Origin of the sequence: Caballeronia terrestris (genome assembly GCF_001544515.1) — a bacterium.
Taxonomy (GTDB): Bacteria; Pseudomonadota; Gammaproteobacteria; order Burkholderiales; family Burkholderiaceae; genus Caballeronia; species Caballeronia terrestris.
In genome coordinates, this window is sequence record NZ_FCOL02000009.1 from 18,299 (window position 1) to 40,922 (window position 22,624).

At 63.5% G+C, this 22,624-nt stretch carries 25 protein-coding genes; 8 read left to right on the top strand and 17 right to left on the bottom strand.

What is annotated here, in order from left to right:
* Positions 1 to 54: 54 nt before the first annotated feature.
* The gene (gene pmbA, locus AWB67_RS10295) at positions 55 to 1,425 is read right to left on the bottom strand and encodes a metalloprotease PmbA (protein ID WP_087656142.1); all 1,371 of its coding nucleotides are present in this window, start codon (positions 1,423 to 1,425) and stop codon (positions 55 to 57) included.
* Between the two features lie 203 nt (positions 1,426 to 1,628).
* Here pmbA and yjgA point away from each other — a divergent pair, with 203 nt between their 5' ends.
* Positions 1,629 to 2,234, top strand: a complete 606-nt coding sequence (gene yjgA, locus AWB67_RS10300; RefSeq protein WP_087656143.1) for a ribosome biogenesis factor YjgA — start codon at positions 1,629 to 1,631, stop codon at positions 2,232 to 2,234.
* Positions 2,215 to 2,838 carry a molybdopterin adenylyltransferase gene (gene mog, locus AWB67_RS10305; protein ID WP_087656144.1) on the top strand — a complete coding sequence of 208 codons (624 nt, stop codon included), beginning with the start codon at positions 2,215 to 2,217 and terminating at the stop codon, positions 2,836 to 2,838. The genes yjgA and mog overlap by 20 nt, the downstream gene beginning before the upstream one ends.
* On the opposite strand, the gene orn is transcribed toward mog, so the two are convergent.
* Positions 2,835 to 3,461, bottom strand: coding sequence for an oligoribonuclease (gene orn, locus AWB67_RS10310; protein WP_087656145.1), 627 nt, complete (start codon positions 3,459 to 3,461; stop codon positions 2,835 to 2,837). The two genes, mog and orn, sit on opposite strands and share 4 nt — an antisense overlap.
* Positions 3,462 to 3,605: 144 nt before the next feature.
* Between orn and AWB67_RS10315 the strand changes: the two genes are divergently transcribed.
* Genes AWB67_RS10315 through AWB67_RS10325 form a run of 3 tightly spaced genes read left to right on the top strand, consistent with a single transcriptional unit; the run spans position 3,606 to position 6,143 of the window.
* Positions 3,606 to 4,874 carry a M48 family metallopeptidase gene (locus tag AWB67_RS10315; RefSeq protein ID WP_087656146.1) on the top strand — a complete coding sequence of 423 codons (1,269 nt, stop codon included), beginning with the start codon at positions 3,606 to 3,608 and terminating at the stop codon, positions 4,872 to 4,874.
* Positions 4,871 to 5,803, top strand: a complete 933-nt coding sequence (gene rsgA, locus AWB67_RS10320) for a ribosome small subunit-dependent GTPase A (RefSeq protein ID WP_087656147.1) — start codon at positions 4,871 to 4,873, stop codon at positions 5,801 to 5,803. The genes AWB67_RS10315 and rsgA overlap by 4 nt, the downstream gene beginning before the upstream one ends.
* A gap of 16 nt (positions 5,804 to 5,819) precedes the next feature.
* Positions 5,820 to 6,143, top strand: a complete 324-nt coding sequence (locus tag AWB67_RS10325) for a putative signal transducing protein (RefSeq protein WP_087656148.1) — start codon at positions 5,820 to 5,822, stop codon at positions 6,141 to 6,143.
* Between the two features lie 18 nt (positions 6,144 to 6,161).
* Here AWB67_RS10325 and AWB67_RS10330 read toward each other — a convergent pair whose 3' ends face one another.
* The 6 genes from AWB67_RS10330 to rpsP all read right to left on the bottom strand — a co-directional run bounded on the left by AWB67_RS10330 (position 6,162) and on the right by rpsP (position 10,362).
* Positions 6,162 to 7,100 (bottom strand): CobD/CbiB family protein, encoded by a 939-nt coding sequence (locus tag AWB67_RS10330; RefSeq protein ID WP_087656149.1) that lies wholly within the window; start codon positions 7,098 to 7,100, stop codon positions 6,162 to 6,164.
* A 115-nt stretch (positions 7,101 to 7,215) separates the two neighbouring features.
* Positions 7,216 to 7,917 carry a CoA pyrophosphatase gene (locus AWB67_RS10335; RefSeq protein ID WP_087656150.1) on the bottom strand — a complete coding sequence of 234 codons (702 nt, stop codon included), beginning with the start codon at positions 7,915 to 7,917 and terminating at the stop codon, positions 7,216 to 7,218.
* 86 nt (positions 7,918 to 8,003) lie between these two features.
* A complete protein-coding gene (rplS, locus tag AWB67_RS10340) occupies positions 8,004 to 8,390 on the bottom strand; it encodes a 50S ribosomal protein L19 (RefSeq protein ID WP_087656151.1) in 387 nt (128 codons plus the stop codon).
* 132 nt (positions 8,391 to 8,522) lie between these two features.
* Positions 8,523 to 9,293 carry a tRNA (guanosine(37)-N1)-methyltransferase TrmD gene (gene trmD / locus AWB67_RS10345; RefSeq protein ID WP_087656152.1) on the bottom strand — a complete coding sequence of 257 codons (771 nt, stop codon included), beginning with the start codon at positions 9,291 to 9,293 and terminating at the stop codon, positions 8,523 to 8,525.
* 24 nt (positions 9,294 to 9,317) lie between these two features.
* Positions 9,318 to 10,010, bottom strand: a complete 693-nt coding sequence (gene rimM, locus AWB67_RS10350) for a ribosome maturation factor RimM (RefSeq protein WP_087656153.1) — start codon at positions 10,008 to 10,010, stop codon at positions 9,318 to 9,320.
* Positions 10,011 to 10,107: 97 nt separating this feature from the next.
* A complete protein-coding gene (gene rpsP, locus AWB67_RS10355) occupies positions 10,108 to 10,362 on the bottom strand; it encodes a 30S ribosomal protein S16 (protein WP_035925539.1) in 255 nt (84 codons plus the stop codon).
* Between the two features lie 251 nt (positions 10,363 to 10,613).
* Here rpsP and AWB67_RS10360 point away from each other — a divergent pair, with 251 nt between their 5' ends.
* On the top strand, positions 10,614 to 11,120 hold the full coding sequence (locus AWB67_RS10360; RefSeq protein WP_087656154.1) for an NINE protein: 507 nt from the start codon (positions 10,614 to 10,616) through the stop codon (positions 11,118 to 11,120).
* A gap of 9 nt (positions 11,121 to 11,129) precedes the next feature.
* Here the strand turns inward: AWB67_RS10360 and AWB67_RS10365 are convergent, their stop codons facing one another.
* Both AWB67_RS10365 and AWB67_RS10370 read right to left on the bottom strand, forming a co-directional pair.
* Positions 11,130 to 12,257 (bottom strand): PA0069 family radical SAM protein, encoded by a 1,128-nt coding sequence (locus AWB67_RS10365; RefSeq protein ID WP_087656155.1) that lies wholly within the window; start codon positions 12,255 to 12,257, stop codon positions 11,130 to 11,132.
* Between the two features lie 70 nt (positions 12,258 to 12,327).
* Positions 12,328 to 12,816 carry an Lrp/AsnC ligand binding domain-containing protein gene (locus AWB67_RS10370; protein WP_087656156.1) on the bottom strand — a complete coding sequence of 163 codons (489 nt, stop codon included), beginning with the start codon at positions 12,814 to 12,816 and terminating at the stop codon, positions 12,328 to 12,330.
* Positions 12,817 to 12,970: 154 nt separating this feature from the next.
* Here AWB67_RS10370 and AWB67_RS10375 point away from each other — a divergent pair, with 154 nt between their 5' ends.
* Positions 12,971 to 14,263, top strand: coding sequence for a D-amino acid dehydrogenase (locus AWB67_RS10375; protein ID WP_087656157.1), 1,293 nt, complete (start codon positions 12,971 to 12,973; stop codon positions 14,261 to 14,263).
* A gap of 61 nt (positions 14,264 to 14,324) precedes the next feature.
* Here AWB67_RS10375 and AWB67_RS10380 read toward each other — a convergent pair whose 3' ends face one another.
* From AWB67_RS10380 to AWB67_RS10405, 6 genes are all read right to left on the bottom strand, one after another.
* The gene (locus AWB67_RS10380) at positions 14,325 to 16,115 is read right to left on the bottom strand and encodes an acyl-CoA dehydrogenase (RefSeq protein WP_087656158.1); all 1,791 of its coding nucleotides are present in this window, start codon (positions 16,113 to 16,115) and stop codon (positions 14,325 to 14,327) included.
* A gap of 93 nt (positions 16,116 to 16,208) precedes the next feature.
* Positions 16,209 to 17,156: an electron transfer flavoprotein subunit alpha/FixB family protein gene (locus AWB67_RS10385; protein ID WP_087656159.1), complete on the bottom strand. Its 948-nt coding sequence runs from the start codon at positions 17,154 to 17,156 to the stop codon at positions 16,209 to 16,211.
* A gap of 12 nt (positions 17,157 to 17,168) precedes the next feature.
* Positions 17,169 to 17,918 (bottom strand): electron transfer flavoprotein subunit beta/FixA family protein, encoded by a 750-nt coding sequence (locus AWB67_RS10390; protein WP_087656160.1) that lies wholly within the window; start codon positions 17,916 to 17,918, stop codon positions 17,169 to 17,171.
* Between the two features lie 185 nt (positions 17,919 to 18,103).
* Positions 18,104 to 18,901 carry a MetQ/NlpA family ABC transporter substrate-binding protein gene (locus tag AWB67_RS10395; RefSeq protein ID WP_087656161.1) on the bottom strand — a complete coding sequence of 266 codons (798 nt, stop codon included), beginning with the start codon at positions 18,899 to 18,901 and terminating at the stop codon, positions 18,104 to 18,106.
* A 34-nt stretch (positions 18,902 to 18,935) separates the two neighbouring features.
* Positions 18,936 to 19,589, bottom strand: a complete 654-nt coding sequence (locus tag AWB67_RS10400; RefSeq protein ID WP_087656162.1) for a methionine ABC transporter permease — start codon at positions 19,587 to 19,589, stop codon at positions 18,936 to 18,938.
* Complete coding sequence (locus AWB67_RS10405) at positions 19,579 to 20,613, bottom strand: methionine ABC transporter ATP-binding protein (protein WP_087656163.1); 1,035 nt, start codon at positions 20,611 to 20,613, stop codon at positions 19,579 to 19,581. The genes AWB67_RS10400 and AWB67_RS10405 overlap by 11 nt, the downstream gene beginning before the upstream one ends.
* Before the next feature lie 155 nt (positions 20,614 to 20,768).
* Between AWB67_RS10405 and AWB67_RS10410 the strand changes: the two genes are divergently transcribed.
* Entirely contained in the window at positions 20,769 to 21,626 is an 858-nt protein-coding gene (locus AWB67_RS10410; RefSeq protein ID WP_087656164.1) for an alpha/beta hydrolase, read from the top strand.
* Positions 21,627 to 21,638: 12 nt separating this feature from the next.
* Here the strand turns inward: AWB67_RS10410 and AWB67_RS10415 are convergent, their stop codons facing one another.
* A complete protein-coding gene (locus AWB67_RS10415; RefSeq protein WP_087656165.1) occupies positions 21,639 to 22,562 on the bottom strand; it encodes a histone deacetylase family protein in 924 nt (307 codons plus the stop codon).
* Between the last annotated feature and the right edge of the window lie 62 nt (positions 22,563 to 22,624).

Below are 22,624 nucleotides of genomic sequence, written 5' to 3' on the forward strand. Positions count from 1 at the left end.
AGGGCACAAAAAACCCCCGGCTAGCGGGGGTTTTTTACAGGCACTGAAGCCGAGTTATTGCCCCGCGATCGTCATCTTCTCGATCAGCACCGAGCCGATTTCCTTGTTGCCGCGCACGACGGTATCCGCGCCGACCGCCTCGATGTGGCGGAACATCTCCTGCAGCGTGCTCGCGACCGTGATTTCCTCCACCGGATACTGGATCTTGCCGTTCTCGACCCAGAACCCCGACGCGCCGCGCGAATAATCGCCCGTCACGTAGTTCACGCCCTGCCCCATCAGTTCGGTCAGGAGCAAGCCGGTGCCGAGCTTCTTCAGCATTTCCTCGAAATCGTCCTCAGGCTTTGTCAGCGAACTGCGCATCGACAGATTGTGCGAGCCGCCCGCGTTGCCGGTCGTCTTCATGCCGAGCTTGCGCGCCGAATATGTCGAAAGGAAGTAGCCCTGCACGACGCCGTCGTCCACCACGTTGCGATGCTGCGTGCGCACGCCTTCCTCGTCGAACGGCGCGCTGCCCATGCCGCCGCGTACGTGCGGATCCTCGACCACCTGGATGTGCGGTGCGAACACCGGCTTGCCAAGGCTGTCGACGAGGAACGTAGTCTTGCGATACAGCGCGCCGCCGCTCACCGCCTGCACGAATGAGCCGAGGATACCCGCCGCGAGCGGCGCCTCGAACAGCACGCGGCACTTGCGCGTGTCGAGACTGCGCGCGCCGATGCGCGAGAGCGCTCGCTCGGCCGCGTATCGTCCGACGGCTTCCGGCGCCGCCAGATCGGCCGCGCTGCGCCGCGACGTGTACCAGTCGTCGCGCTGCATGTCGCGGCCGCTGCCGGCGATCGGCGCGCACGCGATGTAGTGGCGCGAGTACGGATAGCCCGCGAGGAATCCGCGCGAAGTGGCGAGCACGAACTGCGAGTGCTGCGCCGAAACGCTCGCGCCTTCCGAATTCTTGATGCGCGGATCGACGTCGAACGCGGCTGCTTCGGCGCGACGCGCGATTTCGGCGGCTTCCTCGGCATCGACGACCCACGGGTGATAGAGATCCAGATCCTGCGGCGACTTTTCGAGCAATTCCTCTTCGGCGAGGCCGGCGGCGCTGTCCTCGGCGGTGAAGCGCGCGATGTTGTACGCCGCCGCGACCGTGTCCTTCAGCGCTTCGCGCGAGAAGTCCGCCGTGCTCGCGTTGCCGCGCTTCTTGCCGATGAACACCGTGACGCCGACCATTTTGTCGCGGTTGTGCTCGATGGTCTCGACTTCGCCGCGACGCACGCTGACGGAAAGCCCGTCGCCTTCGGAGATTTCAGTGGCCGCGTCGGTCGCACCGAGTTCCTTCGCGTGACGCAGGATGTCGGACGCGATTTCCTTCAGCTCGTCCTGGGTATGCGGGAAAAAGCGTTGCTTGACGTCCATGTCTGCTGCCATTTTTCGTGACCTGTGGGAGACGGGCCGACCGTGGCCCGCGGGTTCTCGTTACGTAGGATCGCTGCTGCGTCGCTGCAAGCTTCGCGTATCACGCGATCATAGCAAGGTCGGCGCGGCTTCACTCGCCATCGTCGAACGGGGCGGCCGCGCGGTTCGACGCATCGCGGGAAAACCCCTGCAGGCGGGCAAGCTACAATGTCGTCATGAACCGTAAAACCCGCATTCAACCGATCGAAACCGCGCCCGCCACCGAGCAGGACGTGGACGATAACGGCTACGACCGTCCCAGCAAATCCCAGTTGAAGCGCGACATGCACGCGCTGCAGGAACTGGGCGAGGCGCTCATCGCGCTGCCGAAAGATGCGCTGAAGCGCATGCCGATGCCCGAAAAACTCGACGAAGCCGTGCGCGAGGCGCGCCGCATCACCGATCACGAAGGCAAGCGGCGCCAGGTGCAGTACGTGGGCCGCGTGATGCGCTCGCTCGTCGACGACGAAACCGCCGCGTTGCGCACCGCGCTCGACAGCTATCGCGGCGTGAATCGCGCCGAGACGGCGAAGCTGCACTGGATCGAGCGCACGCGTGAAAAGCTGCTCGCCGACGACGCCGCGCTGACCGAATTCATCCGCCAGCATCCGGGCGTCGATGCGCAGGAAGGCCGTACGCTGATCCGCAACGCGCGCAAGGAACGCGAGCAGCAGAAGCCGCCGCGCTATTTCCGCGAACTGTTCCAGTGGATCAAGAACGCGGCGGGCGTGAAAGACGACGACGATGCCCCGGAAGACGACGATGACCACGCCGAAGCGTAATCATCCCGACGAATTGATCGTCGGGCTCGTGTCGATCAGCGACCGCGCGTCGGCGGGCGTGTATGAGGACAAAGGGATTCCGTCGCTGGAAACGTGGCTTGGCGAGGCGCTTGCGTCGCCGTGGCGCACCGAAACGCGCCTGATCCAGGACGACGCCGCCACGATTTCCGCGACGCTCGTCGAACTGGTGGATGTCGTCGGATGCGACCTCGTACTGACGACCGGCGGCACCGGTCCTTCGCGCCGCGACGTGACGCCCGAGGCGACGCTCGAAGTCGCCACAAAGCCGATGCCCGGCTTCGGCGAGCAGATGCGCCAGATCAGCCTGAACTTCGTGCCGACGGCGATTCTGTCGCGGCAAGTGGCCGTGATCCGCGAAACCGCCGATCACGCTGCGCTGATCATCAACCTCCCGGGCCAGCCGAAGTCGATCCGCGAGACGCTGGAAGGCCTGAGAGACGACGAAGGCAACACAAGAGTGCCGGGCATCTTCGCCGCGGTGCCTTATTGCATCGATTTGATTGGAGGGCCGTATATCGAGACGCAGCCGGAAGTCGTGGCCGCGTTCCGGCCGAAAAACGCGATCCGGCCGGCCAAACTTTAAGAAGTCGCCGCCTCGCCGTCAGCCGAAGCAGTTGTCGGCGCCGACGGAATCAGGAAATGCTCGCGGTAATACTTGAGTTCGTCGATGGACTCGTGAATGTCGGCGAGTGCGGTGTGCATCGCGCGCTTCTGAAAGCCTTTGTAGATGGCCGGCTGCCAGCGGCGGCACAATTCCTTCAGCGTGCTGACGTCGAGATTGCGGTAGTGGAAGAACGTTTCCAGTTCCGGCATCCAGCGCGCCATGAAACGGCGGTCCTGGCAGATCGAATTGCCGCACATCGGCGACTTGCCCGGCGGCACGTATTGTCCGAGAAACTCGCGAATCTGCCGCGTGGCCTCGGCTTCATCGACCGTCGATGCCCGCACGCGCTCCGTCAGTCCCGAGCGGCCGTGCGTGTTGCGGTTCCATTCGTCCATCTTGCCGAGCGCTTCCTCGCTCTGATGAATCGCGAGAACCGGCCCTTCCACCAGCTTGTCGAGCGTCGAATTCGTCACGACGACCGCAATTTCGATGATGCGGTCGTTATCGGGTTCGAGCCCCGTCATTTCCATGTCAAGCCACACGAGGTTCATGTCGCTGCGCGCGAGGATTGGTTCGCTGGAAGAGTCGAGGATGTCGGTCATGTAGGAAGCCTGGGAGGTGTAGGCGCTGGGTGTAGGCGCCGCGCCGCTTGAAAGTCCCGCGCCGGGCAAAAAGCCCGCTGCAGCGGCCGGCGCGAGCGCGGCCAAGAACCTATAATTCTCGCATAGTTCAATCGGAATCCTCGGATGTCCAATCTCAATCTCGTCGTCTCCGTAGTGTTCGTCGTTGCGCTCGTCGCGATGGTCGGAACCAAGCTCTGGCTGGCCTCGCGCCAGATCCGCCACGTCGCGGCAAACCGCAACGACGTGCCGCAGCAATTCACCGGCACGATCGCCCTCGCCGCGCACCAGCGCGCCGCCGACTACACTGTCGAGCGCACACGCCTGACGATGATCGAAGTCGTGGTGAGCGCCGTCGTGCTCGTCGCGCTGACGCTGCTCGGCGGCGTGCAGCAGCTCGATCTCGCGATCAGCGGCTGGCTCGGGCGCGGCTATCTCGGGCAGATCGCGCTCGTGGGATCGGTGATCGCGATCACGAGCCTGATCGACTTGCCGTTCGATTACATCCGCCATTTCGTGATCGAGGAGAAATTCGGCTTCAACCGGATGTCGAAAAAGCTCTTTTTCGTCGATCTGGTGAAGGGCGTACTGCTCGGCATCGCGGTCGGCTTGCCGCTTTTGTTCGTCACGCTCTGGCTGATGGACCGCGCGGGCGCGTTCTGGTGGCTCTGGACGTGGATGGTCTGGGTCGCGTTCCAGTTGCTCGCGATGATCATCTATCCGACCTTCATCGCGCCGCTTTTCAATAAATTTGAGCCGTTGAAAGACGAAGCGCTGCGCGCGCGCATCGAAAACCTCATGTCGCGCACCGGCTTCGCGGCGAAGGGCCTGTTCGTGATGGACGGCAGCCGCCGGTCCGCGCACGGCAACGCCTATTTCACGGGCTTCGGCGCGGCGAAACGTATCGTTTTCTTCGATACGCTGCTCGCGCGCCTCTCGGGAAGCGAAATCGAAGCCGTGCTCGCGCATGAACTCGGCCATTTCAAGCGGCGTCACGTGCTGAAACTGCTGATCGTCATGTTCGCGATCAGCCTCGTCATGCTCGCGCTGCTCGGCTGGCTCGCGCAGACGGTGTGGTTCTATGAGGGCCTGGGCGTCCGCCCGTCGCTCACCGGCAGCAACAACGGCCTCGCGCTCGTGCTCTTCATGCTCGCGCTGCCGGTCTTCATGTTCTTCGTGACGCCGCTCGGCAGCCTCAGTTCGCGCAAGCACGAATTCGAAGCCGACGCGTTCGCCGCCAGTCAGACCGATCCGAAGGATCTCGTCAACGCGCTCGTCAAGCTGTACGAGGACAACGCGTCGACGCTCACGCCCGATCCTCTCTACACCGCGTTTTACTACTCGCATCCGCCAGCGTCGCAGCGGATCGACCGCCTGATGCAGCACGCCGCATGACGGGGCGCACGGCGAAGGCGTCGCGCGCGTCGGGCGCGCGGATCGAAGGCACGGTGATCGCGGCGCACGGACGGCACTATCTCGTCGCCCCCATCGATGGCAGCGCGATGTTGCAATGCTTCCCGCGCGGCAAGCGCAGCGAAGTCGCGGTCGGAGATCGTGTGATTTACGAGCAGTCGTCGGCGGATCAGGGCGTGATCGTCGAGATCGGCGAGCGGCGCAACCTGCTTTATCGATCGGATCAGTTCAAGTCGAAGCTGTTCGCGGCAAATCTCGATCAGTTGCTGATCGTGCTCGCCACCGAGCCGCATTTCAGCGAAGACCTGCTCGGGCGCGCGCTGATCGCGGCCGAGGCGCACGGGCTGGAACCGCTCGTCGTGCTGAACAAAATAGACGTCGAAACGGCGTTGCCGCACGCGCGCAAGCGGCTCGCGCTGTATCGGGGGCTGGGATATACGGTGGTCGAATTGTCGGCGAAAGTCGCGCCGGGCGCCGTGCATCCGCAACTCGACGCGCGCCTGAAAGACCGCGCGACGCTTCTCCTCGGCCAGTCGGGCATGGGCAAATCGACGCTCGTGAACATCCTCGTGCCGAACGCGGAAGTGGCGACGCGCGAAATATCCACGGCGCTCAACAGCGGCCGCCACACGACTACGTTCACGCGTCTCTATCCGCTGCCGGCTGGTGGATCGCTGATCGATTCGCCGGGATTCCAGGAGTTCGGGCTGCACCATTTGTCGGAGGGGCAACTGGAGCGCGCGTTCGCCGATTTCCGGCCGTATCTTGGCAAATGCCGCTTCTACAACTGCCATCATCTGCAGGAGCCGGGCTGCGCGATCCTCGAAGCCATCGACGAAGGCGCGATCACGCCCGAGCGGCACGCGCTCTACGCGCAACTCGTGCACGAAGCCAGCCAGATCGTCCGATGACACGCGGCGCCTCGTCATGAAGCGCCTCACGCGCGCGCCGAACCTGATCACGGCTCAGCACTGGATAAACGTGCTGTCGACGGCGGGTGTGCCGTGTCAACTACACAATCGCTATCTGAACGGGGCGCTCGGCGAGATTCCGGCGGATCAGTGCGCGCCGGAAATATGGATCGTCGACGATCGCGACGAAACACTCGCCTTGCGGATGCTGGAGGGAGCGCGCAACGGACCGGCGTCGAATGCGCGGCCCTGGCGTTGCGCGAAGTGCGGTGAAGTGCTCGAAGCGCAGTTCACCGTGTGCTGGCAGTGCGGAACGGAGCGCGATCCGCTGAACGATTGAAAGCGACTGAAGCGCGGCTCAGGCGAGCCAGACGGCGATCGTCAGCATCAAAAGCAGCAGCATCCACAGGACCACCGCGCGCCACACCAGCCCGACGGCCGATTGCAGCGTGCGCGGCGTGCAGTCGTCGCCGACGGGCAGCGGGCTCGCATCGCCGACAGCGAGCGCTTCCACGCTCAGCGGCTCCGCGAGCGGCCCCGCGAGCCGCGCGCCCAGCGCACCGCTACCGGCCGCGAGCAACACGCCCTCGTTCGCATCCGGCCATTGCCGCGCGTGATTGCGCCACGCGTAGATCGCATCCTCGAAATTACCGACGATCGCGAACCCGAGCGACGTCAACCGCGCCGGCACCCAGTCGATGAAGAAGAACGCCTTCCGCGCAAACGACGAAAACGGCGCCGAACGCTCCTCGCTGGGCGTGCCCCACGACCGCGCCAGATACTCGGCGATCCGGTAGAACACCGCGCCGGCCGGCCCGACCGGGATCAGGAACCAGAAGAACACGCCGAACACATGCCGATGCGACGCCACGACCGCATGCACGAGCGTGTGGCGCACGATCTCGCTGACGGGCATGTCGACGGTGTCGAGCCCGGTCCACTCGGCGAGCACTTCGCGGGCGCGCGGGACGTCGTCATTGTTGAGCGCGAGGTGGATATCGGTGAAATAGTGGCTGAACTGCCGGAAGCCGAGCGTGAAGTACACGATCACGACGTTCCACAGGAACGCCAGCACGAAGTTGATCCGGAACAGCACGTAATAGATGAGGCCGACCGCGAGCGTCCACGGCAGCACGACGACGAGCCACGCGAGAATGCCGTGCTTCTGCTTGCCGGCATCGAACCCATGCGCGGCGGATTCCGCATGATATTTGAGCAGCGCGGCGACGGGATTGTGCGGCGAGAGCGCGCGCACCTGCTCGATGATGAGAGCCAGCAATACAGAGAAAAAAGTCATGCGAAGCGCCGAGACATTCGGGTTATACGAATTTCGCGTAACGATAGCACAGCGCCGCACGCGTTTAGTGCACTAACGAATTGGCCGCCGATAAGCCTGGCTTGCCCTCGCGCGCTCACGCCGCGAGGAAGCGGTAGAAATTGCGCAACATGCCGGCCGTTGCGCCCCAGATGAAATACGGAGCCTGCTTTTCACTGGCGGCGTAAGGCATCGCAAAAAAACGACGCTCGCCGTTTTCCCACTGGAAAAGGCGCACCTGGTGATTCGCGGGGTTCATCAGCCAGGCGAGTGGCACCTCGAAAATGTCGGCGACTTCGAGCGTATCGGCCTCGAGCGCGAACGGCGGATGCACCAGCGCGACGACCGGCGTCACGCGAAAGCCGGTGCCCGTCAAATAGTCCGGCAGCGCGCCGAGCACCTCGACGTGCTCCGACGCCAGCCCCACTTCCTCTTGCGCTTCGCGCAAGGCGGTGGCGGCGGCATCGGCGTCTTCGGGTTCGCGGCGGCCGCCTGGGAAGCTGATCTGTCCCGCATGGTCCGACAGGTGATCGGCACGCTGGGTGAGCAGCACGGTCAGCCCCGCTTCGCGCACGACGAGCGCCACCAGCACCGACGCCACACGCGGATCGCCGCCGATCGCCTTGATTCGCGCTTCGGGCGCTTCCTGCGACCACTCGAGCGTCTGCGTGAAACGTGCGCGCAGGCCATCGGGCGTCAGGCGCTCGGGGGGAACGGGCGGCAGGTTGTCTCCGGTCGAAACGACGGGCAGAAGTTCAGGCTCGAGGATGCGCGGGGTCGATTGCTTGCTTGGGGACACAGAGGGAACGGAGGGAGGCGGAAAACCAATTTGAACACACCAAAGAAAAAAGCACCCGGATGGGTGCTTTTTTCGGTGTGCAGCTCTTAAGCCTTGGAAGCAGCACGGTCCTTCGAGACCAGCTTTTCCTTGATCCGAGCCGACTTGCCCGAGCGATCGCGCAGGTAGTACAGCTTTGCACGACGCACGTCACCGCGACGCTTCACAACGATGCTCGCGAGCAGCGGCGAGTAGGTCTGGAACGTACGCTCGACGCCTTCGCCCGACGAAATCTTGCGGACGATGAAATTCGAGTTCAGACCACGATTGCGCTTCGCGATCACGACGCCTTCGTAAGCCTGGACACGCTTGCGCGTACCTTCGACCACGTTGACGCTGACGATCACCGTATCGCCGGGGGCGAATTCGGGGATGGTCTTTTCGCCGAGTGCGCGCGCGATTTCTTCCTGCTCGAGTTTTTCAATCAGATTCATGATTGTTTCCTTGTGCCATCTTGCCGGAGTTGTGTGCCTCGCTTTGCGTGGCCCCGGTAGAGGATGGGTTTGCAACTGGCGCCTTCCATCGGACGGCGCCGCCTGGGTTCCCGCGACGTTCGGACCGCCGGCCTAGTCGGCCTTCGATGCCTCTTTCGCGAGATTTGCGAGCCATGCCTCGTCGGCACGGCTCAACATCTTGTTCCTGCGCGCCCGCGTGATCAGATCGGGGCGCTTCATCAGCGTGTTCTTCAGCGCTTCACGGCGCCGCCACGCTTCGATTTCCTTGTGATGACCGCCAAGCAGCACATCGGGGACGCGCGCGCCTTCGTATTCTTCGGGACGCGTGTAATGCGGACAATCGAGCAGCACGTCGACGAAACTGTCCTGCACCGCCGACTGCGAATCGTTCAGCACGCCCGGAAGCTGCCGCACGACTGCATCCATCAGCGCCATTGCTGGCAATTCGCCACCGGACAACACGAAATCGCCGAGACTCACTTCCTCGTCGACGACGCGGTCGATCAGCCGCTGGTCGATCGCTTCATACCGCCCGCACAGCATGATGAGACCCGGCTCCTGCGCGAACCGCATCACGCGATCATGGTCGAGCGTGGCGCCTTGCGGCGACATCATCACGACCCGCGTAACGGCGATTCCCTGCTGCGCCTGCGCCGCTTTCGCCGCGGTGATCGCGTCTTCGAGCGGGCGCGCCAGCATCACCATACCGGGACCACCACCATAAGGACGATCGTCGATGGTCCGGTAGTTGTCGGTCGTGAAATCGCGCGGATTCCACGTACGCAGACCGAACCGTTCCTGCTTCACCGCCCGGCTGGTGATGCCCCAGTCGGTCAATGCGCGAAACATTTCGGGAAAGAGCGTCACGACATCGAACTGCATCGCTCTCTCCGTTCGTTGCAGGTTTTAATAGTCGGCGTCCCAGTCGACGACGATCTTCTTCGCCGCCTGATCCACCGTCTTCACATACACGCCGACAAACGGAATCAGCCGCTCGCCGGTGGTCGGCGTGCCGTCTTTCGACGTCGCCGGATATTCGATGCGCATGATGGAATGCGCGCCGTTGTCGATCATGTCGGCGACCTGGCCCAAAGCCACGCCCGCCTCGTTCACGACATCCAGGCCGATCAGATCGACCCAGTAGAACTCGTCTTCGTCGGTGAGCTTCGGGAAATCGTTGCGCGAAACGTGCACCGCGTGGCCACGCAGCGCGAGCGCTTCATCGCGGTCGGCGCAGCCGGCAAGATGCGCGACGATCGTGTCGCTATGCACCTTCGACTGCACGCAACGCGCCGACTTGCGATCCGCGCCCTTCACGAGCCACCAGCGTTTCGCGGCCAGCATCGCGTCACCGCCGCGACCTGCATTTGCGTGCGGCACGACCTTGACCCAGCCCTTCAGGCCATACGCATCGACGACCGCGCCGACCTCGATTGCGTCGTCCGGCAGGTTTTCGACCGGCTCGATGACGCCCGCTTGCTCGCCGCCAGAAACGTCAGCAGCCACGCGGCGCGTTCCCGGCTTGCGGACGAACGCACCGAACGTGGCAGCCTCTTTGTCTTCCGGCTTCGCCGCTGGCTTCACTTCACGCGCGGACATTGGCGAATCCTTCAGCAAATCTCGACCGAACCTCGGCAGCGAATCTCGACTGGATGTTGCGCGCCGGCTTGCAGCGCGCGCCACCGCCGAACTTCACTTAGGCAGCCGGCTGAGCTTGTTGCGATTGCTTGACCAGACGCTCGACGGTCGGCGACAGTTGCGCGCCAACGCCTTGCCAGTAGGTCAGGCGGTCTTGCGCGATGCGCAGCGATTCACCTTTGGTCGCGACGGGGTTGTAGAAACCCACGCGCTCGATGAAGCGGCCGTCACGGCGGCTACGCGAATCAGTTGCGACGATGTTGTAAAACGGGCGCTTCTTGGAGCCGCCACGAGCCAAGCGGATGATGACCATGCTGAAATCCTTAGAAAACCGGGGTTCGGAACTACCAGAACACGCGATTATAGCGGGAAACCGGAGCCTTAACAAACACTTAACCCGATTAATCGCTATATGTCCCGACGACGCGAGGCGCTTCGGCTTCGTCGGGACGGGAAATAGCCGCATTTTAACCCCGCCGCACAAGACCGGCCGTCTTCGTGCAGCGTAGAATGCGGGCGTCAAGCGTGTCTTCGCTTTTTTCACTCCGCTTCCAGCCTTCGCCGATGAATTCCTCGTCCTCCGCCACGCAACCGCCCGCATCGAATGTGTCCGGCAAGCCCGCCGCGCAGCGCTTCCGTTCGAAAACCCTCACCGCGGCGCTCGCTTTCTTCTTCGGCAGCCTCGGCGCGCATCGCTTCTATCTATATGGAATGCGGGACAAGTTCGGCTGGGCGCATATCGTCGGGATCGCGCTCGGGGTTGTCGGTTATATGCTGCTCGCCGCGACCGAGCGCGCGTCGATGCTCGGCTGGGTTCTCGCGTTCCCCGGCGCCGTGTCGTTGCTGGCGGCGTTTTTGTCGGCGATCGTCTATGGGCTGCGCCCCGACGCGAAGTGGGACGCGCAGTTCAACGCGCACACCGGCCGGCACAGCCGCTCCGGCTGGACGGTCATATTCGTCGTGATTTTCTCGCTGCTGATCGGCGCGTTTTTGCTCATGACCGGCCTCGCGCTTACGTTCCAGACCTATTTCGAAGGTCAGGTCCAGGCGGCGAAGCAACTGTCGCAGTAAGCGTAGGCGTCAGAACAGCGTCATTTGCGGGCTAGAGGGCGCCTTCGCTTGCTCGTGCTCCGAGCGGCTGAACCCCGACATATCGAGAATCCCGCGCTGTCGGGCGTTCAGCCCCAGCCGCTTCGTCGCCTTCTGGAAACGCTGCTTCAGCATGTCGGCCCAGAGGCCCTCGCCTTTCATCCGCGTCGCGAAATTTGAGTCGTAATCCTTGCCGCCGCGCATGTCGCGCACACGGCTCATCACGCGGTCCGCGCGATCCGGAAAATGCGCGGCCAGCCAGTCCTTGAACAGCGGCGCTACTTCCCACGGCAGACGCAGCACGATGTAGCTCGCGCTCGTCGCGCCCGCGCCCGCGCAGGCTTCCAGCACGCGCTCCATGTCCTGCTCCGTGACGAACGGAATCACCGGCGCGATGCTCACGCCGACCGGAATCCCCGCCTCGCTCAGCGTGCGGATCGTGCGAAGGCGCCGCGACGGCGTTGCCGCGCGCGGCTCCAAAGTGCGCGCGATATCGGCGTCGAGCGTGGTGATGGTGACTGCCGCCATCACCTGGCCGCGCTCGGCCATCGGCGCGAGCAGGTCGATGTCGCGCTCGATCAGCGACGACTTCGTGATCGCCGCGAACGGATGTCCGCGCTCATGCAGGATTTCGATCACCCGGCGCGTCAGTCGCAGATCGCGCTCGACCGGTTGATAAGCGTCCGTATTGACGCCGAGCGCGATCGGCTCCGGCTGGTACGACGGCTTCGCGAGTTCGCGTTCGAGCAACTCGCCCGCGTTCATCTTCGCGTAGATGCGGCTTTCGAAATCCAGCCCCGGCGACAAACCGAGATAGCTGTGCGTCGGCCGGGCGAAGCAGTAGATGCAGCCGTGCTCGCAGCCTCGATACGGATTCAGCGAAACCGAAAACGGAATATCCGGCGACGAATTGCGCGTCAGGATGCTTTTCGCGCGCTCTTCAAACACTTGAGTGCGCAGAGGCGGCGCGTCGTCCTCGCTATCTGTTGCGTGCAGCCAGCCGTCGTCGATCCGTTCGCGCTCGTCTTTCTCGTAACGTCCCTGCAGGTTCGTGACGGCACCCCGTCCTTTGAGCGGCATTGGCGGAGCGACGGGAAATTCGCGGTCGTCTGAGGGCATGGCGGGTGGCCGTGAACATAAAAATACTGTACAAATATACAGTACACACGAGCAACCCGCAAAGTGCAAATCAGACGTCGACGGGAATCGTCAGCGTCTCCTTGATCTCTTCCATCACCACGTAACTCTTCGACTGCACCGCCCCCGGCAATTGCAACAGGATGTCGCCGAGGAGCTTCCGGTAATCGGCCATTTCGCCGATGCGCGCCTTGATTAAATAGTCGAAATCACCTGAGACGAGGTGGCATTCAAGCACTTCGGGAATGCGCTGCACTTCGCGGCGAAACTGCTCGAACATGTTGCCGCTCTTGTGATCGAGCGTAATTTCCACAAAAACCAGCAGCGCCGCGCCCAGTGCGACCGGGTTCACACGCGCGTAGTAGCCGGTGATCACGTTGTCACGCTCCATCCGCTTCACGCGCTCGATACAAGGCGTCACCGACAGCCCAACGCGCTCCGCCAGGTCCTTCATTGCGATCCGCCCATCCTGTTGAAGGATAAGAAGAATCTTGTGATCGAGCTTATCTAGCGCGCGGACCGGATTACGCTGCGTTCTCATGGTTTTCCACTGAAAATCGACCAAAAACAATAACAAAAACTAGTGATATCTCAATAGTATAGTCGATAACACTGGCCCAACCGTCAATCACGGCTTCGATCCACTTTCGAACGCGCATGAGTGACGACAATCTCGAATTCAGCACGGAGAACTCATGCGTATCGTCATCCTGGGAAGCGGCGTCGTCGGCGTCACGAGCGCCTATTACCTCGCCCGCGCGGGTCACGAAGTCACGGTCATCGACCGCGAAGCCGGCCCCGCCCTCGAAACGAGTTTCGCCAACGCCGGCCAGATTTCGCCCGGATATGCGTCGCCGTGGGCGGCACCCGGCGTGCCGCTGAAGGCCGTCAAGTGGATGTTCGAGAAGCACGCGCCACTCGCCATCCGCCTCGACGGCACGGCGTTCCAGCTGCAGTGGATGTGGAAGATGCTGCAGAACTGCACGCAGGACCGGTACACGGTCAACAAGGGCCGCATGGTGCGCCTCGCCGAATACAGCCGCGATTGTCTGCAAGCGCTGCGCGCAGATACCGGAATCCAGTACGAAGGCCGCACTGGCGGCACGCTGCAGGTGTTCCGCACTCAGCAGCAACTCGACGGCGCCGCGAAGGACATCGCCGTGCTGAAGGACGCAAACGTGCCGTTCGAGCTCCTTTCGCCGGCTGAACTCTTCAAGGCCGAGCCTGCGCTTGCCGCCGTATCGCACAAGCTGACGGGCGGCCTGCGCCTGCCAAACGACGAAACCGGCGACTGCCAGAAGTTCACCACGCGACTCGCCGCGATGGCCGAAGCGCTCGGTGTGAAGTTCCGCTACAACACGTCGATCGACGCGCTTGCCATGGCTAACGGCCGTATCGCCGGCGTGAAATGCGGCAACGAGATCGTGCAGGGCGACTCGTATGTCGTCGCGCTCGGCTCGTATTCGAAGACGCTGCTCGGCGATCTCGTCAAGATCCCGGTCTATCCGCTGAAGGGCTATTCGATCACCGCGCCGATCGTGAACGCGGCGTCTGCGCCGGTTTCGACCGTGCTCGACGAGACCTACAAGATCGCAATCACGCGTTTCGACGACCGGATTCGCGTCGGCGGGATGGCGGAGATCGTCGGCTATGACAAGAGCCTCAAGCAAGCGCGCCGCGAGACGCTCGAAATGTGCGTGAACGACCTGTTCCCCGGCGGCGGCGACACGTCGAAGGCAACGTTCTGGACGGGTCTGCGCCCGATGACGCCGGACGGCACGCCGATCGTCGGCCGTACGCAGGTGCCGAACCTGTTCCTGAACACCGGTCATGGCACGCTCGGCTGGACGATGTCGTGCGGCTCGGGCCAGTTGCTCGCCGATCTGATGTCGGGCAAGCAGCCGGCGATTCAATCGGACGATTTGTCGGTGCATCGCTACTTCGGCGAGACGCGCGTGAATACGCGGCCGTCTTACGCGAAGGCTTGAACGAGGCTTGAACGAGAACGGCGCCCCGCGGGGCGCCGTTTTTACATCTGCGACACAAATTTCAGAACTGATCTTCGCGCAATGCGAGGACGCCTTGATCGCCGCTCGCGCTGACGATCGACGCCTCGATCCCCGGCGCCATCGACAGCACATGTTCCGCGTAAAACTGCGCGGTCGCGATCTTGGCGCTGTAGAAAGACTCGTCCTCCCCGCGCTTGTCGCTCGCCGCGAGCAACGCCCGCGCCATCTGCCAGCCTGACAACACGATCCCCGCCAGCTTCAGATACGGCACGCTGCCGGCGAAGACGGCGTTTGGATCGCTCTTGACCTTCGCGACGACGAACTCGATCGCGCGAGCCAGCGACAAACTCCCCGCGCTCAAATGCCTATGCATCGATGCGAACGGCTGGCCGTCGCGTTCGGCGAGCGCGGCGATCGTCTGGTCGATCTGCGCGAGCAGCGCCTGCGCGGTCGCGCCGCCGTCGCGCATGGTCTTGCGGCCAATCAGGTCGTTCGCCTGGATCGCGGTCGTGCCCTCGTAGATCGTCAGGATGCGCGCGTCGCGGTAAAACTGCGCGGCGCCCGTCTCCTCGATGTAGCCCATCCCGCCGTGCACCTGCACGCCGAGGCTCGCGACATCGATCGACATTTCCGTGCTCCAGCCCTTCACGATCGGAACGAGGAACTCGTAGATCGCCTGGTGGCTCACGCGCGCCTTTTCGTCCGGATGATGGCGTGCGAGGTCGGAATGCGCGGCCGCCACGTACGCGAGCGCGCGGGCGCCTTCGGTCAGCGCGCGCATCGTGGCGAGCATGCGGCGCACGTCGGGGTGGTGGATGATCGTCACCGGCTGTTTCGCTGAGCCGTCGACCGGGCGGCTTTGCACGCGCTCCTTCGCGTAGGCGACGGCTTTCTGGTACGCGCGATCCGCCACCGCGATGCCCTGCATGCCGACCGCAAAGCGCGCCGCGTTCATCATGATGAACATGTACTCCAGCCCGCGACTCTCCTCGCCGATCAGATACCCGGTCGCGCCGCCGTGGTCCCCGTATTGCAGGACGGCGGTCGGGCTCGCCTTGATGCCGAGCTTATGCTCGATCGAGACGCAAAGTACGTCGTTGCGTTCGCCGAGCGAGCCGTCCGCGTTGACGTTGTACTTCGGCACGAGGAATAGCGAGATGCCCTTCACGCCTTCGGGTGCGTCCGGCGTGCGCGCGAGCACGAGATGGACGATGTTCTTCGCGAGGTCGTGCTCGCCGTACGTGATGAAAATTTTTGTGCCGAAAAGCTTGTAGCTGCCGTCGCCTTGTGGCTCGGCGCGCGTGCGGACTTGGGCGAGATCGGAGCCGGCTTGCGGCTCGGTGAGGTTCATCGTGCCGGTCCACTCGCCCGAGATCAGTTTCGGCACGTAGAGTTGCTTCTGCGCCTCGGTGCCGGCGGTCAGCAGCGCTTCGATCGCGCCGTCCGTCAGCAGCGGACACAGCGCGAACGACATGTTCGCGGCGTTCAGCATTTCGATACAGGGCGTCGCGATGAGCTTCGGCAAGCCCTGACCTTCGTATTCGACCGGATGCATCACGCCCTGCCAGCCGCCTTCGCTGAACTGGCGGAAGGCCTCCTTGAAACCGGGCGTCGTCGTGACTTCGCCGTCACGCCACGCGCTCGGATTTTTATCGCCTTCGAAATTGAGTGGCGCGAGCACTTCGCCGTTGAATTTCGCGGCTTCGTCGAGCACCGCCTGCGCGGTGTCGAGATTCGCGTCCTCGAAACCCGGCAGCGCCGCGATGCGCTCCAGATCAGCCAGTTCCTTCATGACGAACAGCATGTCCTTCACGGGTGCCGCGTAGCTCATGGTCTGCTCCTGCTCCAGATGTGCAAAGGGGCGCAAACGATCGTCGCGCCCCTTTTTTTGCCCTGCGTGCTGGCTGGTTTCGGTTTCGGTGAATCAGCCGAGTTCTTTCACCAGTTCCGGTACGACGGTGAACAGGTCGCCGACAAGGCCGTAATCGGCGACGCCGAAGATCGGCGCTTCCGCGTCCTTGTTGATCGCGACGATGACCTTGCTGTCTTTCATCCCGGCCAAATGCTGGATCGCGCCCGAAATCCCGACTGCGACATACAGCTGCGGTGCCACGATCTTGCCGGTTTGGCCGACTTGGTAATCGTTCGGGACGAAACCTGCATCGACGGCTGCGCGCGATGCGCCGAGCGCCGCGTTGAGCTTGTCCGCGAGCGGTTCCAGAACTTTCGTGTAGTTCTCGCCGTTGCCCAGACCACGGCCGCCCGACACGATGATTGAAGCCGACGTCAGTTCCGGACGATCCAGCTTCGTGAGCTCGCGGCTAACAAATTGCGAGATGCCTGCGTCGGCGGCCGCTTCGATCTTCTCCACCGATGCGCTACCGCCTTCTGCCGCCACCGGATCGAAACCCGTCGAGCGGACGGTGATCACCTTGATCGGATCGCTCGATTGCACGATAGAGATCGCGTTACCGGCGTAGATCGGGCGTTCGAACGTATCGGCGGAATCGACGGCGGTGATATCGCTGATTTGCGCGACGTCCAGATGCGCGGCGATACGCGGTGCGATGTTCTTACCGTAAGCGGTAGCCGGAGCCAGAATGTGCGAATAATCCTTCGCCGGGTCCTTCACAATCGTCAGCACCGTCCCTTCGACGTTCTCAGCCAGTCCATCGGCGAGTTGCGGGGCATCGGCGAGCAGGACCTTCGAAACGCCTGCGATTTTCGCGGCAGCATCGGCTGCGGCTTGCGCGTTCGAACCCGCGACTAGTACGTGAATATCGCCGCCGATCTTCGTGGCCGCTGCAACGGTGTTCAGCGTCGCCGCCTTGATCGATGCGTTGTCGTGCTCTGCGATTACCAGAATTGCCATGCTTGTCTCCCTTTAAAGCACTTTGGCTTCGTTCTTCAGCTTGTCGACCAGCGTCTTCACGTCCGGCACCATCACACCGGCGGAGCGCTTGGGCGGCTCGGCGACTTTCAGCGTCTTGAGGCGCGGCGTGACATCGACGCCAAGGTCAGCGGGCTTCAACGTTTCCAAAGGCTTCTTCTTTGCCTTCATGATGTTCGGCAGCGTCACGTAGCGCGGTTCGTTCAGGCGCAAGTCGGTGGTGATCACGGCGGGAAGCTTCAGCGACAGCGTTTCCGAACCGCCATCGACTTCACGCGACACCGTGGCTTTGCCATCGGCGACCACAACCTTCGAGGCAAACGTCGCCTGCGGCAGGCCAGCCAACGCAGCGAGCATCTGACCGGTTTGATTCGAATCGTCATCGATGGCTTGTTTGCCGAGGATGACCAGTTGAGGCTGCTCCTTATCCACCAGCGCCTTCAGGATCTTCGCGACCGCCAGCGGCTGCAATTCCTCAGTCGATTCGACGAGAATCGCGCGATCGGCGCCAATGGCCATTGCCGTACGCAGCGTTTCCTGACATTGCGTCACGCCGCACGACACAGCAATAACCTCAGTCGCCACACCCGCCTCACGCAAGCGCACCGCTTCTTCAACAGCAATCTCATCGAACGGGTTCATCGACATCTTCACGTTCGCGATATCGACGCCGCTGCCGTCCGATTTCACGCGGACTTTCACGTTGTAGTCGACCACTCTTTTCACTGGCACCAGGATTTTCATGCACACGCTCCAAAGTTACGATTACGTCAACCCAGCGTCTCATTATACGAGCGACACGCGCCCCCGGACCGCGGAATGGCCGGGAGCGGCCGCCAGGCAGACGGACAATCAGCAATGGTTGAGATAATATAGAACGATCGTTCTATTTCATATACAAAGAAACCCGGGTACGTCTCGACCGCCGCTCACCAGGCCGCGATCACCGCGCCCGCATACTTCCCTTCGATGTACTGCTTCACTTCCGACGAGTGGTACGCCGCGACCAGCTTCGCGACCCACGGCTTGTCCTTATCGGCGGCGCGGATCGCGATGATGTTCGAATACGGTCCCTTCGGGTCTTCGATCGCGATCGCGTCGGACTTCGGCTTCAGGCCCGCTTCCATCGCGAAATTGGTGTTGATCGCGGCGGCATCGACGTCGCCGAGCGAGCGCGGGATCTGCGCGGCATCGAGTTCGACGATCTTCAGCTTCTTCGGGTTCTCGACGATGTCGAGCGGCGTCGCCTTCAATCCGGCGTCGGCGCGCAGCTTGAGCAGGCCCTGCTTCTGGAGCAGCAGCAACGCGCGGCCGCCGTTGGTCGGATCGTTCGGCACGGCGATGCGCGCGCCCGGCTGCAGTTCGGCGAGCGACTTCACCTTCTTCGAATAGATTCCCATCGGGAACGTGACCGTATCGGCGACCTTGATCAGCTTGTAGCCGCGGTCCTTCACCTGCGCGTCGAGATACGGCGCGTGCTGGTAGCTGTTCGCGTCGAGGTCGCCAGCGGCGAGCGCGGCGTTCGGCTGCACGTAGTCCGAGAACTCGACGACCGTGATCTTCAGCCCGTTCTTCGCCGCGACCTGCTTGACGACGTCCATGATCTGCGCGTGCGGGCCGCCCGTGACGCCCAGCTTGATGGCTTCATCGGCGTGAGCGGCGGTGCTCGCGAACAGCGTGGCCGCGGAGAGCGCGGCGGCAAACTTGAGAATAAATCGGCGTTGCATGGATTGGCCTTTGTTTTTAATGGAAAAATTGACGTTACTTGTGGCTCAGACGCCGCACGAGCCAGTCGCCGAACGACTGCACGAGCTGCACGAACACGATCAGGATCACGACCACCGTCAGCATGACTTCGGGCAAGAAGCGCTGATAGCCGTAGCGGATGCCGAGATCGCCGAGACCGCCGCCGCCGATCGCGCCCGCCATCGCCGAATAGCCGACGAGCGACACGAACGTGATCGTCAGCCCGGCGACGACGCCCGGCAGCGATTCCGGCAGCAGCACCTTAAAGACGATCTGGCGGGTGGTCGCGCCCATCGCCTGGGCGGCTTCGATCAGGCCGCGGTCGACTTCGCGCAGCGCCGTCTCGACGAGCCGCGCGATGAACGGCGCGGCGGCGATCGTCAGCGGGACGACCGCCGCCGCCGTGCCGATCGACGATCCGACCACGAGCCGCGTGAACGGAATCACGGCGACGAGCAGGATGATGAACGGCGTCGAGCGCACCGCGTTGACGATGCCGCCGAGCACGCGGTTCACGCCGAGGTTCTGCAGAACGCCGTCGCGGTCGGTGAGATAGAGCAGCACGCCGAGCGGCAGGCCGATCGCGGCGCCCACGAGCCCAGAGATGCCGACCATGACGAGTGTTTCCCAGAACGACTGCACGAACATGTCGAACATTTCACTCAACATACGAAAGCTCCTCCACCACCACGCCCTGAGAGCGCAAAAAAGTGATCGCCTCGGCGACCTTGACCGGCTGCCCGCCCGCCAGCACCGCGAGCGAGCCGAACGCCTGGCCCTGAATCTCGTCGATTTGACCGTGCAGGATGTTGAAATCGAGCTCGTAGCGGCGGATCGTCTCCGAGAGAATCGGCTGATCGACGCCCGAGCCCGTGAACGCAAGCCGCAGCAAGTGGCCGCTGCCCGTCTTCAGCCGCTCGGCGACGCGTTTTTTCATCGCGGGCGGCAACTCGTGCGCGATCACGTCGCCGATCAGCGCGCGCGTGACTTCGTGATGCGGCTGCATGAACACGTCGACCACGTTCCCCTCTTCGACCACGCGCCCCGCGTCGAGCACGGCGACGCGGTCGCAGACCTGCTTGATCACGTCCATCTGGTGCGTGATCAGCACGACCGTCAAGCCCAGTTCGCGGTTGATCTTGCGCAGGAGGTCGAGGATCGAGCGCGTGGTTTCGGGATCGAGCGCGGAAGTCGCTTCGTCCGAGAGCAGCACTTTCGGCTTGCTCGCCAGCGCCCGCGCGATGCCCACGCGCTGCTTCTGCCCGCCGCTGATCTGCGCGGGATAGCGGTCTTTCTGCGTCGTCAGGCCGACGAGGTCGAGCAGCGGCAGGACGGTCGCCTCGATCTCGGCGCGCTTCATGCCAGCGAGTTCGAGCGGCAGCGCGACGTTGTCGAACACCGTGCGCGACGAGAGCAGGTTGAAATGCTGGAAGATCATGCCGATGTCGCGGCGCGCGGCACGCAAATCGGCGGCGGAAAGCGTGGTGAGATCGCGCCCCTCGACAATCACGCTGCCTTCGCTCGGGCGCGTCAGCAGGTTGATCGTGCGGACCAGCGTGCTTTTGCCGGCCCCGCTTCGCCCGATGATGCCGAAGACTTCGCCGGCGGGAATCGTCAGATTGACGTTATGCAGCGCTTCGACCCAGCCCCGCGGCCCGGCGAAGCGTTGTGACAGATTGCGTATTTCGATCATGTAAATGCAAACGGCGGAGGCTCCGCGCGGGTGTCGCACCCGGGCCGCCGGCCGCCGTCGAAGTTCGTAGTCTTAATCTGAAATTTTACCGCACGCTTATCATTCGCTTTAATAATGATTTCCATGCCGCTAATTACTTCGGGGCATTTAAGGACATGTATTCCACGAGTACCGTCAAGACGCGTCAGGGCGTCGAGTTGTTCCTGCATCGCTGGCAGGCGGGGAAGCCTCTTGCGCGAATTGCGCTGCTGCACGGGCTCGCCGAGCACGCGCAACGCTACGACGCCTTCGCGCAGCGGCTGAACGCGGCGGGCATCGAATTGATCGCGGTGGATTTGCGCGGACACGGGCGCTCGTCGGGGGAACGCGTGTGGATCGATCGTTTCGACGATTATCTGCTCGACGCCGACGTGCTCGTCGAAGTCGCCGAGACGAGCGCGCCGGCTGGCGTGCCGCTCTTCCTGATGGGCCACAGCATGGGCGGAACGATCGCGGCGCTGTACGTCGCCGAGCGGGCGGCGAAGCGCAAGCTCGCGGGGCTGATCCTGTCGAGCGCCGCGCTGAAACCCGGCCGCGACGTGCCGCGCTGGCAACTCGCGCTGGGGAAGATCATCGGCGCAATCAGGCCGCGCTTCCCGGCGCTGACGATCGATCCGGCGCTGTTGTCGCGGGCGTCGGGTGTCGTCGAGGCGAACCGGCGCGACCCGCTCGTCCATCACGACGCGATTCCCGCCCGCACCGGCGCCCAGTTGCTCGCCGGGATGACGCGCATCGAAGCGAAACGCGCGTCGATCGCGCTGCCGCTCTTCGTCTTCCACGGTACCGCCGACAAGCTCACTGAACCCGACGGCAGCCGCGATTTCGAAGCGGCCACAAGCTCGACCGACAGCACGCTTCTGATGCTGGAAGGCAGCTTTCACGAGACGCTGAACGATCTCGACCGCGATCGCGTGATCCGCGCGCTGATCGACTGGACGCTCGTGCGCGCCAATCTTCAGCGCTCGCGGATGTAGCCGCCGCGCCGTTCAGATATTGGCCAGCGCCCGCACGTGCGCGACGACGCTGCGTCCGAGCGCCGACAGGTTGTATCCGCCCTCAAGCGAACTCACGATGCGCCCCTTCGCGTGACGATCGGCCACCGCGCGGATCTGCTGCGTGAGCCACGTGTAATCGTCCTCGACGAGGCCCATGTTGCCGAGATCGTCCTCGCGATGCGCGTCGAACCCCGCCGACACGAAGATCATCTCCGGCTTGAACGCGTCGAGCCGCGGCAGCCACAGCAGATCCACCGCCTCGCGCACGGCCATGCCCGCGGTCCGCGCGGGCATCGGCACGTTGACCATGTTCGGCGCCTGGCTGTCGGCGCCGGAATACGGATAGAACGGATGCTGGAAGAAGCTGCACATCAGGACGCGCGGGTCGCCCGCGAACGCGGCTTCCGTGCCGTTGCCGTGATGCACGTCGAAATCGATCACCGCGACGCGCTGCAGGCCGTGCACTTCCAGCGCATGGCGCGCCGCAACGGCGATGTTGTTGAAGAAGCAGAACCCCATCGCGCGCGCAGGTTCGGCGTGATGGCCGGGCGGGCGCACGCTGCAGAACGCGTTGTCGTAGCGGCCTTCGATCACGGCATCGGTCGCGGCGATCGCAGCGCCCGCCGCGCGCAACGCCGCCTGATACGAATGCGGACACATCAGCGTGTCGGGATCGATTTCGGCGCGGCCCTCGGTCGGCTGGCACTTCCGCACGAAGTCGATGTGCGCCTGCGTGTGCACGCGCGCGAGGTCGATCTCGCTTGCAAGCGGCGCTTCTTCGCGCTCGATCAGGGCGTCGATGCGGCTTCCGATCAACTGGTCTTCGATCGCCTTCAAACGGTCCGGGCATTCGGGATGCCACGGACCCATGTCGTGGAGAAGGCAGTCAGGGTGGGAATAGAAGGCGGTCGCCATAGGCTTTCTGCGGCCGGTGTGCGCCGGACCGCGTGTCTCGTGTCTTTTCGTCATACGCACGG

Excerpts from the sequence above, each read along its gene's own strand:
- pmbA (WP_087656142.1), bottom strand. The coding sequence starts at position 1,425 with ATGGCAGCAGACATGGACGTCAAGCAACGCTTTTTCCCGCATACCCAG.
- yjgA (WP_087656143.1), top strand. The coding sequence starts at position 1,629 with ATGAACCGTAAAACCCGCATTCAACCGATCGAAACCGCGCCCGCCACC.
- mog (WP_087656144.1), top strand. The coding sequence starts at position 2,215 with ATGACCACGCCGAAGCGTAATCATCCCGACGAATTGATCGTCGGGCTC.
- orn (WP_087656145.1), bottom strand. The coding sequence starts at position 3,461 with ATGACCGACATCCTCGACTCTTCCAGCGAACCAATCCTCGCGCGCAGC.
- AWB67_RS10315 (WP_087656146.1), top strand. The coding sequence starts at position 3,606 with ATGTCCAATCTCAATCTCGTCGTCTCCGTAGTGTTCGTCGTTGCGCTC.
- rsgA (WP_087656147.1), top strand. The coding sequence starts at position 4,871 with ATGACGGGGCGCACGGCGAAGGCGTCGCGCGCGTCGGGCGCGCGGATC.
- AWB67_RS10325 (WP_087656148.1), top strand. The coding sequence starts at position 5,820 with ATGAAGCGCCTCACGCGCGCGCCGAACCTGATCACGGCTCAGCACTGG.
- AWB67_RS10330 (WP_087656149.1), bottom strand. The coding sequence starts at position 7,100 with ATGACTTTTTTCTCTGTATTGCTGGCTCTCATCATCGAGCAGGTGCGC.
- rplS (WP_087656151.1), bottom strand. The coding sequence starts at position 8,390 with ATGAATCTGATTGAAAAACTCGAGCAGGAAGAAATCGCGCGCGCACTC.
- trmD (WP_087656152.1), bottom strand. The coding sequence starts at position 9,293 with ATGCAGTTCGATGTCGTGACGCTCTTTCCCGAAATGTTTCGCGCATTG.
- rimM (WP_087656153.1), bottom strand. The coding sequence starts at position 10,010 with ATGTCCGCGCGTGAAGTGAAGCCAGCGGCGAAGCCGGAAGACAAAGAG.
- rpsP (WP_035925539.1), bottom strand. The coding sequence starts at position 10,362 with ATGGTCATCATCCGCTTGGCTCGTGGCGGCTCCAAGAAGCGCCCGTTT.
- AWB67_RS10360 (WP_087656154.1), top strand. The coding sequence starts at position 10,614 with ATGAATTCCTCGTCCTCCGCCACGCAACCGCCCGCATCGAATGTGTCC.
- AWB67_RS10365 (WP_087656155.1), bottom strand. The coding sequence starts at position 12,257 with ATGCCCTCAGACGACCGCGAATTTCCCGTCGCTCCGCCAATGCCGCTC.
- AWB67_RS10370 (WP_087656156.1), bottom strand. The coding sequence starts at position 12,816 with ATGAGAACGCAGCGTAATCCGGTCCGCGCGCTAGATAAGCTCGATCAC.
- AWB67_RS10375 (WP_087656157.1), top strand. The coding sequence starts at position 12,971 with ATGCGTATCGTCATCCTGGGAAGCGGCGTCGTCGGCGTCACGAGCGCC.
- AWB67_RS10380 (WP_087656158.1), bottom strand. The coding sequence starts at position 16,115 with ATGAGCTACGCGGCACCCGTGAAGGACATGCTGTTCGTCATGAAGGAA.
- AWB67_RS10385 (WP_087656159.1), bottom strand. The coding sequence starts at position 17,156 with ATGGCAATTCTGGTAATCGCAGAGCACGACAACGCATCGATCAAGGCG.
- AWB67_RS10390 (WP_087656160.1), bottom strand. The coding sequence starts at position 17,918 with ATGAAAATCCTGGTGCCAGTGAAAAGAGTGGTCGACTACAACGTGAAA.
- AWB67_RS10395 (WP_087656161.1), bottom strand. The coding sequence starts at position 18,901 with ATGCAACGCCGATTTATTCTCAAGTTTGCCGCCGCGCTCTCCGCGGCC.
- AWB67_RS10400 (WP_087656162.1), bottom strand. The coding sequence starts at position 19,589 with ATGTTGAGTGAAATGTTCGACATGTTCGTGCAGTCGTTCTGGGAAACA.
- AWB67_RS10405 (WP_087656163.1), bottom strand. The coding sequence starts at position 20,613 with ATGATCGAAATACGCAATCTGTCACAACGCTTCGCCGGGCCGCGGGGC.
- AWB67_RS10410 (WP_087656164.1), top strand. The coding sequence starts at position 20,769 with ATGTATTCCACGAGTACCGTCAAGACGCGTCAGGGCGTCGAGTTGTTC.
- AWB67_RS10415 (WP_087656165.1), bottom strand. The coding sequence starts at position 22,562 with ATGGCGACCGCCTTCTATTCCCACCCTGACTGCCTTCTCCACGACATG.